The sequence below is a fragment of the Planococcus antarcticus DSM 14505 genome (genome assembly GCF_001687565.2).
GTDB lineage: Bacteria > Bacillota > Bacilli > Bacillales_A > Planococcaceae > Planococcus > Planococcus antarcticus.
Genome location: NZ_CP016534.2, coordinates 2,604,347 through 2,622,388 on the forward strand (window position 1 = coordinate 2,604,347; position 18,042 = coordinate 2,622,388).

Below are 18,042 nucleotides of genomic sequence, written 5' to 3' on the forward strand. Positions count from 1 at the left end.
GCTTTCGAAAAGACACACCTAAAGTTTTTTGGAACACCTCTTTGTGATTAAGCTGGCGCAGCGATGAAGGAAAAGGGGTTCGTCAAAACGCCTGCTCGGACAGGTGCCATCATCTGCTCCTTCTTCTAAGGATTGTGCATATCATTAGCGAACAGAAAAGCCTTGCCGGAATAAATTTCGGCAAGGCTTTTTGAATATCGATTATCGGACGCCAAGCGCCATTTTTGCATAACGTGACATATGGTCTTTGCCCCATACTGGTGTCCAGACGATTTTAACATCGACTTCTTCGACTTCAGGCAATTCATACAAGGAAGCTTTGACCATTTCCACGATTTGAGGTCCCATTGGACATCCCATCGACGTTAAGGTCATAGTAACAACCGCAAAGCCATCTTCAGTCACCATTACATCATATACTAGCCCGAGATTGACAATATCTACTCCCAATTCGGGATCGATTACTGTTTCCAACGCACCCATCATGCTGTCTTTCATATCTTGATCCATTTAGAATCCCTCCCTTTACTAATAATACTATCTTAACAAACTTCGTACAGAATTGAAATTGACACGCTTACTCGATTAAGTATTTTGCGAGCCAGTCTGTGGCCTCGAGCATTCCGTTTCGACTTACCGCGTGTCCAGCTTCTCTTTCACGGGTAAAGTTAATTTTTTCAGGTACTGCTTCGTACTGATTCTTAAGCTCTTTAAACAGACGATAGGTCGGTTCAAATGGCACCGTCACATCCTGTTCCCCATGCCAGAAATAAATCGGCCGTCCGTTGAATTTCGGCTTGTTCCGGCCACTATCAAAAATAGCTAAAGTCGAAAGCATGCGTTCGCGTTCTTCTGCACTGATTGGCAACTGGAAACCTCTCGATTCATATTGAGCCATTTGCGCCTGCGCCAACTCTACGTAATTTCCTGCGCCCATCATAACGGCCGCCGCTTGGATCCATGGATAAACCGTCATTGCCCCCAGAGTGGTGATGCCGCCCATGGAAGTTCCACCTATCCCCGGTTCACCAGTGACCAGCTCACGCTTATGTAGTTCTTTATGCAGAAATGCTAGCTCTTCTATTGAAGTAAGCACGATTTCCCAAAACCGCAAGCTTATTTGAACTTCATCCAATCCTTCGCTGCGTTCTCCGTGAAGATGCGCATCCGGCAAAATTACACGAAGTCCTTTTTCAGCCAACTGGTAGGCATAATGCAAATTATGCTCTTTGGCACTCATATGACCATGAAAAAAAACAACTGTTGGCAATGCTACTTCCGCATCCTGATTCGGAGTTATATGAAGCAAAGGGATATGTCCCCAAATTTGTCGTTGAACTCTCAACTGAATTCACTTCCTTCATCATCAATCGTACCAATCTTCCAGATACCTGGCAAACACCAATTCCTTTCCAATTAAAGTCTTTTGATTTACTTAAATTTTTTTGACGAATCCCTTGCTTTATCGCTACACTAGTAATATATAGAAAGGAGATGGCTATTTTATGAAACAACATTTAATCGTTCTTGATTTAGATGGAACCTTATTGACAGATCAGAAAGTCATTTCACAAAAAACGAAACTGACTTTAAATAAAGCACTTGAAGCAGGGCATCAGGTAATGATTGCAACTGGCCGGCCCTATCGTTCGAGTGAAACCTATTACAAGGAACTGGGGCTAACGACACCAATCGTCAACTTTAACGGTGCATTTGTCCATCATCCGACCAATCGGCATTGGGGGACGCATCATACGCCTATCGGATTGGACGTAGTCCACGAAGTGGTGGAATCAATGCACGATTACGATTTCCACAATATCGTCGCTGAAGTTCTGGATGATGTTTATGTTCACCATCATGATGAAAAATTGATGGATATTTTCCGTTTTGGAGATCCGACCATCACAACGGGGGATTTGCGTAATTATTTAAAAACTGACCCGACGTCTATTTTAATCCACGCACCATTTGAGCGAGTGCAGGAAATCCATGATCATTTGTCTTCCGTCCACGCCGAAATGATCGACCATCGCCGCTGGGGAGCTCCTTGGCACGTTATTGAAATTGTCAAAAGCGGCATGAGTAAAGCTGTTGGACTAGACCGTGTTTCCAAATCACTGGGCATTTCGCGGGAAAACATCATTGCTTTTGGCGATGAAGATAATGATCTTGAAATGATTGATTTTGCAGGAGTTGGTGTGGCCATGGGCAATGCCATCGATCCTTTAAAAAATATCGCCAATGAAATCACTTTAACAAATAACGATGACGGTATCGCAGAATTGCTGATTGACAGATTGAAACTGTAAATAAAAAGGGGGATTACCTATGAGATTATTCGCTGACAGCGCATCGGATTTGCCAAAGGATTTTTTCGAAAACGAAAATGTTGTTTTATTCCCGTTGCGTGTCCACATTGGAGACCAGGATTTTGAAGACATAAGAGGCATTCAATCGATCAAAGTGTACGATAATATCCGGAATGGCAACCATCCAAAAACATCGCAGGTTTCACCTGAGGAAATGCTGTCTGCCTTTGAGCAACTGGCAAAAGACGGCGATGAGGGCTATTACATTGCCTTCTCTTCTGAACTGTCGGGCACATACAGCACTGCGGTGATGGTTGCAGATCAGGTACGCGAAGAACATCCTGATTTAAAGCTTACGATACTGGATTCAAAAGCCGCATCACTTGGCTATGGGCTACTGGTTAAAGAAGCGGTAAAATTGCGGGATGCCCAACAGCCACTGGATAAAATTATTGAAAAGACCCGTTTTATGGCCGATCATTTGGAAAGTCTCTTTACCGTGGAAGATCTCGACTATATGGCTAAGGGGGGGCGTATCTCCAAAGGCAGTGCTTTTGTTGGGGGGTTACTGAACATTAAACCATTACTCCATGTAGAAGACGGCAAATTAGTGCCGATCGAGAAACTGCGTGGACGCAAAAAAGTCATTAAACGCATGATTGAACTAATGAAAGAACGTGGCACTGACTTGGACCAGCAAATAATCGCCATCAGCCATGGTGACGATGAAGAGTTCGCCAATGTCCTGAAGCAGGAAATAGAAGAGAATTTCCATCCCCGTAGTGTTGAAATCCATATGATTGGCTCTGTCATTGCCGCACATACCGGACCGGGTACTTTGGCTTTGTTCTTCTTTAATCAGATTGATCAGGAGCTGATTGGGCTTTGAAAAAAATAGTCATTGTAGGTGCAGTAGGTGGAGGAGCCACAGCCGCTGGCCAAATTCGATTCTACGATCCGGAAGCACGCATCGTTGTGTTTGATCGTGATTCAACAATGTCCTACGCAGCGTGTGGAACACCATACGTTATAGGCGATGTCATTGAAGATGAACGCTCAATCATCATGACGGATCCCGAGCAATTTAAGAAAAAGCGAGATATTGATGTTCATTTGCGACATGAAGTGCTGGAAATCGATAGAGCAGCTAAGAAAGTCCGTGTGCGGAACCTGGAAACAAGCGAACAATTTGAGGAGCCCTATGATGCTTTAATCTTGGCTCCAGGCGGTTCTGCCATTGTGCCTAAAGTCGAGGGACTGGATTCTTCAAAGGTCTTCACTTTACGCAATTTTGATGATATGCAGCAGATTGATCAGTTCATTAAGGACGAGCGGCCTAAAAATTGTGTGGTTTCAGGCGGCGGATTTATCGGTCTTGAAATGGCTGAAAACCTCAAAAACCTGGGCTTGGACGTATCGCTGGTGCACAAATCTCCGACTATCATGTCCATTTTGGACACCGATATTTCGGTGATCATCGAAAAAGAACTGTCACAACACGGCGTCAAGCTTATTACTGGAACCACGATTGAAAAGACTGAAGGCAAAACCATTAAATTACAGAATGGCATTGAGCTACAGTCTGATTTCATCATTATGAGCATTGGCTTGCGCCCTAATACCGGCCTTGCTGTGAAAGCCGGGTTGAAAATCGGTGAAACCGGCGGCATTCAAACCAATGAATTCATGCAGACAAATGATCCATCAATTTATGCAATCGGTGATGCTTCAGAGAATTTTGATATGGTAACGGGAGATCCAAAGAGAGTGCCTCTTGCGTCCCCCGCTCATCGTCAAGCATTCGTCGCAGCACGTCATCTGACGGGAGATAAAATAGCGAAAAAAGGATTACTCGGAACTTCTGTCTTAAAGATTTTTTCGTTGACCGCTGCGATGACCGGGTTGAACGAAAAAGCCATTCAGGACAAAAATCTGGCTTTCGCAACAGTTACACATACCGGCAACTCGAATGCAGGCTATTATCCCGAGCATGCGAAACTCACATTAAAGGTCCATTACGATCCACAGACTCGAAAGATTCTTGGAGCGCAATGCATTGGCGGCAAAGGGGTTGATAAGCGAATAGATGTTATCGTTACAGCTATTTACGGCGGATTGACAATTGACGACTTGCAGGCACTCGAGCTCTGTTATGCACCGCCTTATTCTTCACCCAAAGATCCGATCAATATGGTTGGCTATAAGGCCATCACCAAATAGTACCCACACGAAAACAGGCAAAGAAAAAGCGAATCGCTTTTTCTTTGCCTGTTTTATTTTGATAAAACTATTATACCGTTTTTTCATTTGCCTTTTGTTTTGCTGCGTCTGCTTTACGCTGCTTGCCTTTGCGCCAAACAACCCACAAAAACAGCATGAACACGACATACATGATAGCAAGAACCGCAATGTAAGCGGAATTTAGTTTAGTTTCTTCGGTCACATGGAAAACTTCTGCAATTTCACGGTCCTGCGTCAAACGGTATTCTCCATTGTCTTCTTGGCGGATAATATCGCTTTCAAACAAACCGCGCATTTCCTGTCCTTCTCCAATAACCTCAGCAGGTAGGTTAATATTCTTAGTTACTGAAGAATTGTTGATGGCGATAATCCACGTTTCTTCATCATTGGAGCGTTTGTAGACCAGCCAGCCATCTTCGTCATGTAGAATTTCCAATTCGCCTGTCCGTAAAGCCTCAGATGAATTGCGCAATGATGTCAAGTCCGTGATATGATCAACTAGTTCTTTGTCCACAGCTAAATCCAAAATTTGATGTGATTCGGGCAGCTCAGTGCCGTTCATTGCTGATTCGGAGCCATACTGGACGACTGGGATTCCGGGCATTGTCAATAACTGAGTCAACAGCAGTGTCCAGCGTGTTGGTGGAAAACCATTTTCTTCGACAATATCGGCTGTAAACCGAGATCCTATTAAAGAATCCACTTGAATGAGGTTGTCTTCGCTTTCTTCCATGATAGAAGAAATTCCAGTCAAATCCTGGTCGAAATTCTTATAAGCCGCACGCAGGGTTTCTTCTACTCCTGGCAAGACCACTGCATCAACCCCAGGCATCTCTGCCATTTCTCTGTCGCTTAAGATGTAGCTGTCCCGGACGTCTTTAATGGCGTCAGAAAAATCACTTACAAATGACTCATCCAACTGGTCTGCATTCTGCAGACGGAAGCCATCAATTTCATAAGTCTCACTAAATTCCGTAAAAGTGGAAATCAATGCTTCCTGTGCTTCTAGATTCGAAGTATCCAAAGCCAGGCTGCCATCTTCATTTTCCGTAAACCAATCTGGATTTTCAGCTACCCAAACATGTTCCTCACTTACTTGCTGCGTTGGGACATCCACAATCACTTTCATATCCTGATCATGGATTTCAGCTACCAATTCTTCAAATTCTTCTTTTGTTCCAAAATGGCGCTCAAATTTGGTGTAGTCCAATACTCTTTTCCCATCATATGTAGCTGTCGAAAACACAGGTCCTATCGAAAGAGCGGTAAAGCCCATTTCTTTCACAAATAATAGTTCACTGGCCATGCCATCAAAGTCGCCTCCATTGAAACTTGCAGGATCCAATGCATTTACTTCGTAATCATTATCGATCTTTTTATTGAAATAACGGTCAACCAGTACATCATAGATGAGCTCATCTTTTAGTTCGCGCTCGTCTGCAGCAAAAGCCGGATTAACGAGTGTTAACACTAGTACGCTTGATATGATGCTTAAAATCCATTTTGCCTTCAATCTGAAATCCTCCTTCAATGAGGTTGCTATTGCGTGCCACACGGTTAATTTTATCAAATTCAAGCTACCGCTGCCATGTTAAGTTAGGGTTTCAGCAATGACTTGCCTAAGTTTCGTCTAAACTGTGAAAATCTCCATAGAAAAAGGCAAGTGCATTGAGCACCTGCCTGCTTTTCTTAAAAGAAATTCAAACCGATCGGCAACATGAAACCGATGAACATTGTGGCAAATAGGAATAAGACAAACAATGCCCAAAACATCGTAACCGGTTTTTGTTTTTTCGAACGAACCAAAATCATTTCCATCATTCCGATCGCCAAAACACCCAATAAGAACTTAATGCCGTACAGCATCGGATCTGATGAAGACCATTCGATGAATAAAGTAAGTCCTGTGATGATGATCAAAATGTAGAACAACCTCAAGACCATGTGCAAAATCTTGCGGCCTTTGCTATCGCGCTGCATAAATGCCGCAATTAGGAACAAGACGACGGCAATGACCCATGTTGTGATGTGTAGATGTGTAGTCTGTGTAAAAATATCCAAAAGCTCACCTCTTCTAATAAAGTCCTTTCCAGTTTATCACAAATCGGACGATGGGAAGAGCTCATATCTTATGACAAATGTGTGACGAGGGTGCCAATGGATTCAATTGATACTTTAACAGTGTCTCCCGCTTTAAGGAATTTTGGTGGATTAAAGCCTTTTCCAACTCCAGCCGGTGTGCCAGTAAGCAGAACATCCCCTGGTTCCAGTTCAACATACTGTGAAACTTCCGCTATGAGGTCATCCACACGGCGAATCATATTTTCTGTATTGCCATTTTGGCGTACTTCGTCATTGACTTTTGTTACGATCGACAAATTCTGTGATTGAGGAATTTCATCTTTGGTCACAATATAAGGCCCTAGTGGACATGAGCCCGGCAAGCTTTTCCCAAGGAAATACTGCTGGTGCTTTTCCTGTAGGTCTCGGGCAGTCAAATCATTCGCGATGCTGTAGCCAAAAACATAATCATAAGCCATTTGCTTTGGTATTTTGTGACCCGCTTTTCCAATGATGATAGCGAGTTCCCCTTCGTAATCATAGGCATCGGTCACGTCACTATGAACAGAAACAGTTTCGCCGTCTGCTGAAATACAAGTAGGCGACTTTGTGAAAACCACTAGGTCTACAGGAGCTTCCCCACCCATTTCTTTGGCGTGATCCGCATAGTTCTTTCCAATACCAATAATGTTTTTAGGTGTTCTGGAAATTGGAGCTAACCATTCAATTTCTGAAAATGAGTGTTTGAATTCTTCAGAGCGTTCAGATTGGACAGCAGCTTCCGTCAATTTGCGAATTTGTTCGACAAACTCTAATCCTTGTGGAATTCCATCAATCAACTGTGATGGGAATGCCGGCAGGACCTCTAATTGCTGTTGGATGGCAAGCAAATCCCAGACAGCTTCCTCCTTTTTAACCTTTGGTCCGAATCCTTCTTTTTCTTCATAGCGAAATGATAACAGCTTCATTCGTCAAACACTCCTTTTCTTTGATTGAATTCATTATACACATTTAGGGTTTTGAATTGTTAGTTTTTTCGAAATTATTTCCATATGTCCATTTTCTCCAGACACTTTCGAGCGGTCCTCTTGAAAACTTTTCGAACCAAAGTTCAGCAAAAATCAGCTGAACTATAAAAATTCCGATGGCAATCAATGTTCCAGTCAGCAGATCCACTTGTCCATACAGACCAAAGCCGTACGAATAAAAGATCAGTGTTGCCAATATGGATTGCGTGATGTATGTCGTCAGCGACATCCGCCCCACTTTGGCAACCGGAGATAACAGCTTCTGCATACTAGTTTTTTGTGCCAACAAAGCGATTATTGCCGCATAGCCGATTGCTACAAGCGGTCCTCCGAAAATATCTTGCAGATAGATAAACGCGTAGTTTGGTTCAAATAGAAATGGCGCAGTCTTCAGCAACAAACCCATCAGCAAAGGAACGACGGCTAAAAACAGCCACAGTTTGCGTTTTTCCTGAGTCCGCTCAATCAGCTGCCATTTTGCTGCAGCCGCTCCAACCATCAGGAATGGCAGGATCGTGGCGATCAGAATAACATAGCCTACTAAATTATTGCTGTAGGTCCAATCCGCTAACCGTTGACTGAAAATTTCTGCAAAACTGCCTGATTGGTAAAATTGGATTGAGCTTTCGATTTCCAAGTAACCTACATAAGTATTCGGATCCGCTGCAACTGCTATAAACATAATACCCAATAGCAGCAAATGCGGAACGGCATAGATGATGGCCGCAAAGCCCATCAGCCAGCTAGATGGCAGTCGGATCATGCCAATCAGCAAAAAGCCCATGATGGCGTAAGTAATCAGAATATCCCCATACCAGATTAAAAAAGCATGGATGATGCCGAACAGCAGTAGCACTGCTAAGCGTTTGACGGCTAATAGCGTAAAGGGACGTTGCTTAGCTTCTGCACGCATAAATTGCATCGCCAACCCATAGCCGAACAACATGGCAAATAAAGGATAGAAACTGGCTTGGATAAATATATCGATAAACAGGTATACACCTTCATTCACATTTCCATCAAACCATTTATAGGGATCGATATAGGAAAGTGGCGAATGAAAAGCCAGCATATTAATGATTAAAATACCAAAAAGTGAAAACCCTCTCATCAAATCAATTGCTTTTACTCGTTCATTTATAGAAACTGGCTGTAAGTTCAAAATAATCCCCCTAAATGTTCACTTCTTGGCTTGCCGCAAATAAGTATAGCAGTCGCTCTTTGATTGGGATGCGAAGAACCGCTTCAACAGCTTCCTGATAGACAGTTAACTGGACAGCATATCGTTCGTTCATTTCCATAGTAACATCGCTGATATGTGTCACTCGATCAGTCTTGTAATCGAGCAGCACCCAGCCATCCGGTTCCTCAAACAGGCAATCGACGATTCCCTGGATAATCTGATGATCTCCGTCCGCATCGGCTTTCGCATATGTGAAAGGAACCTCCCGTTTGATATTTTTCGCCGAACGGAGACGGGATGCGGTTTCGCTGGCATAAAAGCGTTCAATCTCTTCAACCTTCACCGCTTTTCCTTCATCAGGCGATAAGATTTCCATCCCTACTAGCGTTTCGATGAATTCTTTTATCTCTGCGGAATCCATCGTACGATCCAGTGGAATGTGCTGCATGACCGCATGGACTGCTGTACCGACATCAGCAGCTGACAATCGTTTGTCCATCATGAAATTCGGTCGGTGCAGCAGCATCGATCTTTCAGGTTTTGCCGTTTGAATGAAGGATTCAGGTTCATTCAAACGCTGCAGCATTTGCAGCCTTTTCATTTCAGTCACCGACTGTTTGGAGCGCTTCTCAACTGCTTGCTGATGCGGATAGCGGTAATTAAAGCGCTCGTTGACAAGCTGTTGGTAATCTGAATTCGAATTACCGCCTTTTAGCAACTCATCCAGATTCACAATTCCAGGAAGTAAAGTTTGGGATTCAATGATTTCAATATGGAAGCGAGATGTATGACTGAGAATATGGCTGTTAACATTCAATTGTTCCGCAGCGTCAGGATGTCTGGCAATGGCCGGTCCAATCCAATCCAAATAGCCTTTTGCACGTGAACGCATGAAATCTGGTAGCCGGACATCTTCGGTGCCAACTCTCCATTTCCCCAAGAGTTGATCGATGTCTTTTACAGAAGCCGTCAAATACAGTCGTTCTTTTGCCCGTGTCATCGCTACATACAACACCCGCATCTCTTCCGCTTTCATCTGGAGCTGCTTCATTTCTTTGACCGCTAGGAAAGGTAAAGATGTGTATTCAATTCTGGTATCTGGATTGATCGCCTTGACCGCCAATCCATAGTCCTGATCGAACAAGTAAGATTTCCGGAAATCCATTTCATTAAAGAATCGGCCAGTACCTGCAAAAAAGACCACTGGAAACTCAAGTCCTTTTGACTTGTGGACAGTCATGAGCCGAACGACATTTTCTTTTTCACTGAGTGATTTAGCTGTTCCTAAATCATCACCCCGTTCACGCATTCGATCAATAAAACGTAAAAAGCGAAACAATCCGCGGAAAGAAGTTTTTTCATACTCCAAGGCACGGTCATGTAAAGCGTGCAAATTTGCTTGCCGCTGCTTGCCATTAGTCATGGCACCTGCCATCTCGTAATAATTTGTGTCCATATAGACCTGCCAGATCAACTCTGCTAGGGAGCCACGGCGCGCCAGATTTCTCCAGCCTTTCAACTGCAGCACAAAACGCTGAAGCTTTTCAGCCGCTGCAGAATCGATTCCTGTACCGGTGCGCATAAAAATTTTCACTGCTTCGTAATACGAGCCTTGTGGCGCTGCTAAGCGAATCTCGGCCAATTCATTTTCTTTCAAGCCGATAAACGGCGCACGCAAAACAGAAGCAAGTGGAATGTCTTGATATGGATTATCGATGACACGCAGCGTATTGAGCATAATCATCACTTCAAGTGCATCAAAATAGCCGCCGGTCAATTCTGCATATAAAGGAACACCAGCCATTTTGAACTCGTCCACAAAATCTCCCGACCATGTCATGGAGCGCATCAAGACAACAATGTCACGGTATTCCAGTTTCCGTTGCTGCTGTGTCCAGGGATCATTTACAAGCATTTCCTGATCTATCATTTCTTTTATTTTCTTTGCGATAAAGCGTGCTTCCCACTGGGATTTAGCCAGGTCCTCATCCACTGCTTCCTCTTCAGTTTCCGGCTCGTGAATCAAGGCCAATTCAATTGGAACCTGCTGCTCTGGATAAGGGGCTTTCGCTTTTAATGCAGCGGCTTCATCATAATCGATTTCTCCGACCCGCTCTCCCATAATCTGAGAAAAAATATAATTGGTGCCATCCAGTATTTCTTTGCGGCTTCTGAAATTCGCATTCAAATCGATGCGCAGTCCTGAATTTTTCGCGTCATGACGAAAACGAGAATATTTCCCTAAAAACAACATCGGTTCAGCGAGCCGGAAGCGATAAATCGATTGCTTAACGTCTCCTACCATGAACAGATTACCATCGTGTTCATCTCCGGACTTTACTAGTTTCAAAATAGTTTCCTGCAATAAGTTGGTGTCCTGGTATTCATCCACGAGGACTTCTTTAAAACGATTCTGGTATTCTTTTGCTATGGCGGAAGATTCGCCACCGTCTGATAAAATCTCCAGCGCATAATGCTCAAGATCAGAGAAATCAACCAATGCTCGGTCGATTTTCAACGCTTTGTATTGATCAGCAAAAACCTGCGTCAGCTCTACTAAGGTCTTCATCAACGGTGCCATTTCGCGCATTTCGTCAAGAAGCCGCTTTGGCGACCGCGTAAAATAGGCGTCAAACAGGCCACTGACGATTTTCTTCACTTCATTGCGCATAGCCTTCGATTCTTCTGCAATTGCCGGATCGCACGAGTCCTTCCGGATGCTGGCCGCCTTTTCCCACTTGAACGACTGGGAAAAAGCGTAAAGGCTGTCCCAGGATGTTTCCAATGAAGAAATGGCAGTTTTGATTACTTCTGCATCTGTTCGGAAAGTCACTTCCAATAAGGAAGGACCTTCCGGCTGCAGGGCCAATTGAAGGCCTTCCTGCGCCAGCTGCAACGCTTCCTCTAAAGCATGTCGTATCGTTAGTTTGAGGTCACCGATAAACGGCAGTTCGTCGATGGTGGCAGATTCTGACACGTCGTATAAGTTCGGCACTTGCTGCAGCCATCTTTCTGGGTCAGGGTGCACACGCGAATAATCATAGAGTTTACTCAGCAGTACTTCCATCGCTTGGTCGCTGCGGTCAGAAGTGAAGCTGTCCGCCAGCCGATATACCGCATCCGCGTCTTCTCCCTCATAGGCATTTTCAAGAACCGCTTCAAGCACATCATCCCTTAGCAAGGCTGCTTCTGTTTCTCCCGCAATTCGGAAACCTGGGTCAATCTCGAGCAAATAGGCATATTGTTTTACCACCTGCAGGCAAAAAGAATGCAGCGTAGAGATTTGAGCTTTATTAATCAACCGTAATTGTTTTTTCAGATGGTTTGATTGAGGATTTTCTGCCACTGCTTTTTCCAATGCATTCGACATGCGATGTCGCATTTCAGCAGCTGAGGCATTGGTGAAAGTAACGACCAACAGCTCGTCCACTGAAATGGAATTTTCTTCAGCCAGCACCTTTTCAATCATCCGATTGATCAGGACAGCTGTTTTTCCTGAACCGGCTGCAGCTGACACGAGCATATCCTGGCCTTTTGCCCAAATCGCCTGCCATTGTTCATCGGTCCATGTGGCATCAATCGGTTTTTTTGGTATCATCTTCGGCGGTCTCCTTTCTGATCAATTCTACTGCCTTATCCACCGATAAAGCCGGAAGTTTGCGGTAGCTTTGTTCCGGATCTGTCGGATCAAACTGGCAAACGGAGCGGTAAGAACAAAATTGACAAGGGGTGTCTTCCTTCAATTTATATGGCGTTATGCTCGTATTTCCTTCCAATATGCCATTGCCAGCACGCTGATGCTTGCCGCGGACAAACCGGCGTATGGTCTGCATGTCCTCTTTGACTACCGTTTTTGACTGGGATACAGACACTGAGCCACTTTTATTGAGTCTTACCGGTATGACATTAGAATAACCCTCAATTCCATCATCCATTGCCTGGATCACCTCGGGATCTTCAACAACCAAGCCATTCATTTTAAATGATTTAGCCATTTCCTCTTCCAGCTCTTCGGCTGTCATCAACTTGGTCAGCTTCAGTATGGGATTGTGCATGTGGAAGTAAAGTACGCCAGCTGGTTCCGCTTCCTCTCCAAACCAACGGTCAGAATGGGTCAATGCTACATCCAGATATGTGAATGTTTGCAAAGACAACCCGTGATAGACATTGCTGAGGTCAAGCCCTTGCTTGGATGATTTGTAGTCGACAATGCGCAAATACGGTTTGCCATGAATTTCAGTCGAATCGATCCGGTCGATCCGACCACGGACATTCATTTTACGTCCGTTATTCAATGGAATGTCGAGCGGCGGAATCGTTTCTTGAGGGCCGAATCCGACTTCCAAAGCGACTGGCACAAATCCGGAAACTTTGGCGTGCTTACTGAGCATGAATGCTGTCTGGCGGATGATGCCCTCTAATTTATGCTGGATATAGCGATAACGATGTGAACTGATCAGAATGTGATTGACGAAATAAGGCGACAACTGCTCGATTGCTTCTTTAGCCAAATTCTGGCATTGCTGTCTAGTCAGAGAAGACCACGAAACTCCAAGCCGTAAAACTTCATCTGAAATCCATTTAATTGCGGCATGAAATAAGTCACCCATTGCTGGCGCAGCCAATTTATATTGGCTGCGTTCTTCAAGCCGTAGACCATAGGCGACATAATGCGCAAAAGGACAGCCGTAATAAGTTTCAACCCTTGATACACTGGAGGAGATTGGCGTGCCATACAGGGGATCGGCAATATCTTGACGCAGTGAATCCGCTGTATTTCGTTTGATCGGCGCTAAAATCCGCTCAATGACAGAAGACCAAAATGGATCTTCGCGGTAATAATTCAAAACGGCACGCCATTCGGCTGTCAATTCCCCGTTGCGAATCTGTGAGGTCAAATAAGCCAAGGTCGACCGTGGATGTGAAATATAAGCCAATGGTGAGCTGTCCAGCAGCTCTTCGGGGTCGATAACTGCAGGAACTGTATCGATTGACAGCATATCTTTTAGTTTTTGGATGTAGAGAGAAGGCAGCAGCGCTTTTCCTTCTTCATCTGCAATCGGAAACGATACAGTCAGCAGTTCCGAGGCTGATGTAAATGCACGGTAGACCATATAAGTTTCGTCCATTAAGCGCATTTTTGAAGTCGGAGCGAGTTCAAAGCCGATCTGTGCAAACCAGTCACGGTCCGTATCGGTCAGAAGTCCTTCTTGTTCAATGCGTTTGGGCAGTACGCCATCATTGGCTCCGATAACGAATACAGATTTAATATCCATTAAACGCGCCAAATCGATTTTGGACACCGTTACTTGATCTAGGGACGGAGGGATGCGAGAAAATTCAAGAGTTTCAAATCCTTCGTCTAATATTTTGACAGCTGTCGCCAAATTGATCTCTTTGTCTCCAAACATTAGCACAAACTGATCTAACACACCGACCCATTGGTTCCAAGCCTGTTCATGTTCAGTAGCCGCCAATAGGCGATGCTCTTTTTCTTCACGTTCTCTCAATGCCTGGATTTTCGCGTAAACATTCAATTTTTCAACAAACAAGAACAAAGCTTCCGCGACGTCTCTTCCGGTTTTGCTGCTTTTCAGGTGTTCTTTTAATTGAGCTAGAGGTTCTCTAATTAAATCACGGACAGCGTGAAGCTCCATCTGAGCTACCAATTCTTCGTCTGTTTGTATGGATGTATGGAACTCGAGGCCGCGGTATTTCTTATAAAACCAGCGTTTTTCCTCAAACCAGCGTTCCCCATATATGCCATTAGCAATGACGAAGTTCTCTAGTACATCGCTGCGTTCACGCCATTTGGAAACCGGTCCTACCGGAAAAAACAAATCCGTTTTAACGGCCCGAAACACTGACTCATAAGAATAATTGGAGACAGCGGCTTCAAGAACCGAGCGGCTAAATTCAATTAAAGGATGGTGCAGCATCGATTTTTTCTGGCTGATGAAATACGGAATTTCATATTGCGGAAAAATGGTATTGATCAACTCATCATAAATTTCAGGCTGACGGTACAAAATCGCAATTTCGTTGTAGCGAAATCCATTTCTCACTTGATCCCTGATATTCCGAGCCACAGCATGCATTTCAGCTCTTCTGTTCGAAGATTCGATGAGCGAAACATGGCCTTGACCTTGAATTTTTTGGGTTGGGTAATTATCAAAATGCCGTTCGATATGCTCTAGTTCCGGCTGTACAAATCGACGCGACAAATCAAGGTGCACCGGATTGTCAATCTCGATACCCTCTTTGGCTGCTTGTTCGCTTAGGCGGCGAGCCGTATTGGCAGACTGGTAAAACAAAGCCTGCTCGTCATTCGGATCTGTGCGTTCGTCCATTGGTAAGGCAATGGTCACCGATTTGGCATACTTCATCAATTCAAAGAGAATTTCATACTCTCTCGCTGTAAATGTTACAAATCCATCGATGTAGATGGTCGCCGATTTGATTAAATCGGAGTAAGAAATTTTCTCACTTAGCAGTGCCAAATGGCCTTCAGAATCTACAAACACTTTACCCAGACGGCTTTCGATTTCTGTCAGGATCAATTCCAGATCCTCAGCCTTATCGAGCAGGGTTTTTGGTGCACCCGCTTCCAATAATGAAGAGCGGATCGAACTCAATTCTTCGCAGTTCACACAATAGCGGGCAAATTCCTTTACCAATTGTTCAATTTGATCGGTAAAGCCCCGCTTTCCGGCCACTCTGCGAAATAATTGAAAGTCATCACGATGTTCCTCCAGCAAACTGCGGATCAGCATGCGATAACCGAAGGTATCCACTTCTTTCCTACTGATGCCTCCTACTTCCTGCAACACCCGCCAGGCCAGCCGCTTAAAGGTGACAGCTTGTGCCCGAATCATGCCATTCATACCATATGCGGTAGCAAGGCTGTATTCGGTGGAAAATGACATTTGGTCCGGCACGATAAGGAAGACCGGATTTCCATCTGCCTGCCGCTTTAACTCATCAACAATTTCCTCCTGAACAAAACGAGTTTTTCCCGCTCCTGCTCTGCCGTATACAATGCGTAAAGACACATATATCACTCCTCTGAATAAGAACGTTTGTTCTAATTATACTTTTTTCTTACTTTGATTGCTACTTTGAAAACATCTTTTACAGCTTCTGTTTTTTGCGTTCTTCTTTTGCCAAGCGGAAATCCGCTTCTACTTTTTTATGCAATCGCTTTTCAAGAATTTTGCCGACTACATACAGCAAAATGATTACCAATAATACAATTGCTGTCCTGATTGGCTGCGTAAAAAGTGCACGCAGGTCATATCCCACATAAGAGATGGTCAATACCATGACAAATTTACCTGCCATAACCGTCAACAAGTAATAATGTTTGCGAATATTTGATAAGCCAGCTACAAGGTTAACGAGTGCAGATGGAGTAAAAGGCAAACAAAGCAAAAGAAACAGTGGACCAAAGCCGTTGCGTTCTACCCAATGGATGAGCTTTTGTACTTTCTCGTGACGAGTCATAAAATTCATGAAACGTGCACGGCCATATTTACGCACCAATAAGAACACAGCATAAGCGCCGATTACTGACCCACCCCAGGATAATAAGAACCCGAACCATAATCCATAAGCTGTGGCATTAGCAAAGACGAAAACAAATAGCGGCAAAAACGGCAAGAATGCTTCGACAAATGGCAACAAGAAACCAATTAACGGACCAAAAGCCCGGTAGGACTGGGTCAATTCAACAATGTTCTCCATAGAAAAAAACTCTGACATAAGCTCAGTCCTTTAATCTGTTTAATTTTTCAAAATATTAGTCCAAACCAAAAAGTTTTTGTGATATGCTATTGTAATTACTTTACACTCTTTTAAAGAGTTTGGAAAAGGAAATACTTATACATAGGGAGCGAGAAAAATGAACGGACGTGAGTTTTTTGCCGGATTAAGGGCTGGGACTAGCATCGCGATTGGTTATTTCCCAATCGCATTGACCTTTGGTTTGCTGGCAAAAACCACCGGGCTTTCCTTACTAGAAGCGACGGCGATGAGTATTTTTGTTTTTGCGGGTGCAGCACAGTATATTTCACTATCGCTCATCACAGCTGGAGTCGCTCCAGTCTTAATTGTTTTGAACACCTTTATCGTCAATATCCGCCATTTTCTTATGACGGCTTCACTCAATGAAAAGATGCAAACAGATGATCGCTGGAAAAAAGCACTTTACGCTTTTGGAATCACAGATGAAACTTTTTCAGTGTTAGCTACACAAAAAGGCAATAAATTATCTACTGCTTTTGCGGCTGGTGTTATCGTCATCGCCTATGGCAGTTGGGTCATTTTTACAGCAGTCGGTCATTTGATTGGCGCCAATCTGCCTCAATTTCTCCAGGCTTCCATGACGATTGCACTTTATGCTATGTTTGTCGGATTGTTGGTGCCATCGATGCGCGGCAATCGAAAAGTAGCCAGTCTGGCGCTCATAGCGGGTCTGCTCAATTCTTTTTTTTATTTTACAGAATGGCTATCGACTGGCTGGGCCATCATGGTTTCAACTTTGGTATCCGCTATCTTCATTGAATGGATTTCCCGGAAAGGTGTGAAAGCCGTATGAATTCTTGGTATTGGTGGATGATACTTGGCATGGCTGTAGTGACCTATATCCCTCGTGCCATCCCGCTGACTTTCCTGGAAGGTCGCGAGTTGCCTGAAGCAGTGCAAGGTGTTTTGCGGAATATTCCCTACGCCGTCTTAGGAGCGCTAATTTTTCCAGCTATCTTTTTTATCCAAGAAAATATCTGGTTCGGTGTCATTGGTGCCATTGCAGCATTCGGTATCGCTAGTGCAGGCGCAAATGTCATGATTGTCGTTCTCGGTTCTATCGCAGTGCTTGCGGTTTATAGCCTGTTCATCTAAAAAATGCAGGTAGCAAGTGTTACAGCAAACATAAACTTTATAAAACACAAAAAAAGCCGTTACTCATTTTCATGAGCTTCGGCTTTTTTTCTGCGATTGAACATCCTTGTGGAATACCAGAACCCGGCAGTAAGAGAAGCCGCATTTGCGATGAACAGCAGCCAAGTTTGGGTATAACCCGCATAAACAGCGGCCGCTATAAGTGCCACAGTCAAAATCAATGCAACAATGTGGTTAAACGTGACTCTCGTAAATAAGATGACGAGCAATCCCGGTACTAGCAGTGACAGGAAAAATTTCGTTACCATTGATTCCATTT

At 44.1% G+C, this 18,042-nt stretch carries 15 protein-coding genes; 5 read left to right on the top strand and 10 right to left on the bottom strand.

The window, feature by feature from the left end:
* Positions 1 to 201: 201 nt before the first annotated feature.
* Complete coding sequence (locus BBH88_RS13020) at positions 202 to 510, bottom strand: metal-sulfur cluster assembly factor (protein WP_006829747.1); 309 nt, start codon at positions 508 to 510, stop codon at positions 202 to 204.
* 67 nt (positions 511 to 577) lie between these two features.
* Positions 578 to 1,345: a prolyl oligopeptidase family serine peptidase gene (locus tag BBH88_RS13025; RefSeq protein ID WP_006829748.1), complete on the bottom strand. Its 768-nt coding sequence runs from the start codon at positions 1,343 to 1,345 to the stop codon at positions 578 to 580.
* A gap of 160 nt (positions 1,346 to 1,505) precedes the next feature.
* Here BBH88_RS13025 and BBH88_RS13030 point away from each other — a divergent pair, with 160 nt between their 5' ends.
* Genes BBH88_RS13030 through BBH88_RS13040 form a run of 3 tightly spaced genes read left to right on the top strand, consistent with a single transcriptional unit; the run spans position 1,506 to position 4,532 of the window.
* Positions 1,506 to 2,312 (top strand): Cof-type HAD-IIB family hydrolase, encoded by an 807-nt coding sequence (locus tag BBH88_RS13030; protein ID WP_065536714.1) that lies wholly within the window; start codon positions 1,506 to 1,508, stop codon positions 2,310 to 2,312.
* 19 nt (positions 2,313 to 2,331) lie between these two features.
* Positions 2,332 to 3,201, top strand: a complete 870-nt coding sequence (locus BBH88_RS13035; protein ID WP_065536713.1) for a DegV family protein — start codon at positions 2,332 to 2,334, stop codon at positions 3,199 to 3,201.
* Complete coding sequence (locus tag BBH88_RS13040) at positions 3,198 to 4,532, top strand: CoA-disulfide reductase (protein WP_006829751.1); 1,335 nt, start codon at positions 3,198 to 3,200, stop codon at positions 4,530 to 4,532. Before BBH88_RS13035 ends, BBH88_RS13040 begins: the two co-directional genes overlap by 4 nt.
* A 70-nt stretch (positions 4,533 to 4,602) precedes the next feature.
* Here the strand turns inward: BBH88_RS13040 and BBH88_RS13045 are convergent, their stop codons facing one another.
* The 7 genes from BBH88_RS13045 to BBH88_RS13075 all read right to left on the bottom strand — a co-directional run bounded on the left by BBH88_RS13045 (position 4,603) and on the right by BBH88_RS13075 (position 16,568).
* Positions 4,603 to 6,066 carry an alpha-amylase family glycosyl hydrolase gene (locus tag BBH88_RS13045; RefSeq protein ID WP_006829752.1) on the bottom strand — a complete coding sequence of 488 codons (1,464 nt, stop codon included), beginning with the start codon at positions 6,064 to 6,066 and terminating at the stop codon, positions 4,603 to 4,605.
* Positions 6,067 to 6,242: 176 nt separating this feature from the next.
* Entirely contained in the window at positions 6,243 to 6,614 is a 372-nt protein-coding gene (locus BBH88_RS13050; protein ID WP_006829753.1) for a YisL family protein, read from the bottom strand.
* Positions 6,615 to 6,682: 68 nt separating this feature from the next.
* Positions 6,683 to 7,582, bottom strand: coding sequence for a fumarylacetoacetate hydrolase family protein (locus tag BBH88_RS13055; RefSeq protein WP_006829754.1), 900 nt, complete (start codon positions 7,580 to 7,582; stop codon positions 6,683 to 6,685).
* A 43-nt stretch (positions 7,583 to 7,625) separates the two neighbouring features.
* Positions 7,626 to 8,804: a DUF418 domain-containing protein gene (locus tag BBH88_RS13060; RefSeq protein ID WP_006829755.1), complete on the bottom strand. Its 1,179-nt coding sequence runs from the start codon at positions 8,802 to 8,804 to the stop codon at positions 7,626 to 7,628.
* A gap of 10 nt (positions 8,805 to 8,814) precedes the next feature.
* The gene (addA, locus tag BBH88_RS13065) at positions 8,815 to 12,423 is read right to left on the bottom strand and encodes a helicase-exonuclease AddAB subunit AddA (protein ID WP_006829756.1); all 3,609 of its coding nucleotides are present in this window, start codon (positions 12,421 to 12,423) and stop codon (positions 8,815 to 8,817) included.
* Positions 12,401 to 15,877 (bottom strand): helicase-exonuclease AddAB subunit AddB, encoded by a 3,477-nt coding sequence (addB, locus tag BBH88_RS13070; RefSeq protein ID WP_006829757.1) that lies wholly within the window; start codon positions 15,875 to 15,877, stop codon positions 12,401 to 12,403. The genes addA and addB overlap by 23 nt, the downstream gene beginning before the upstream one ends.
* Before the next feature lie 79 nt (positions 15,878 to 15,956).
* Positions 15,957 to 16,568: a TVP38/TMEM64 family protein gene (locus BBH88_RS13075; RefSeq protein ID WP_006829758.1), complete on the bottom strand. Its 612-nt coding sequence runs from the start codon at positions 16,566 to 16,568 to the stop codon at positions 15,957 to 15,959.
* Between the two features lie 157 nt (positions 16,569 to 16,725).
* Between BBH88_RS13075 and BBH88_RS13080 the strand changes: the two genes are divergently transcribed.
* Both BBH88_RS13080 and BBH88_RS13085 read left to right on the top strand, forming a co-directional pair.
* On the top strand, positions 16,726 to 17,421 hold the full coding sequence (locus BBH88_RS13080) for an AzlC family ABC transporter permease (protein WP_006829759.1): 696 nt from the start codon (positions 16,726 to 16,728) through the stop codon (positions 17,419 to 17,421).
* On the top strand, positions 17,418 to 17,723 hold the full coding sequence (locus BBH88_RS13085; protein ID WP_006829760.1) for an AzlD domain-containing protein: 306 nt from the start codon (positions 17,418 to 17,420) through the stop codon (positions 17,721 to 17,723). Before BBH88_RS13080 ends, BBH88_RS13085 begins: the two co-directional genes overlap by 4 nt.
* 59 nt (positions 17,724 to 17,782) lie before the next feature.
* Here BBH88_RS13085 and BBH88_RS13090 read toward each other — a convergent pair whose 3' ends face one another.
* Positions 17,783 to 18,040 carry a CsbA family protein gene (locus BBH88_RS13090; protein WP_006829761.1) on the bottom strand — a complete coding sequence of 86 codons (258 nt, stop codon included), beginning with the start codon at positions 18,038 to 18,040 and terminating at the stop codon, positions 17,783 to 17,785.
* Positions 18,041 to 18,042 lie beyond the last annotated feature (2 nt).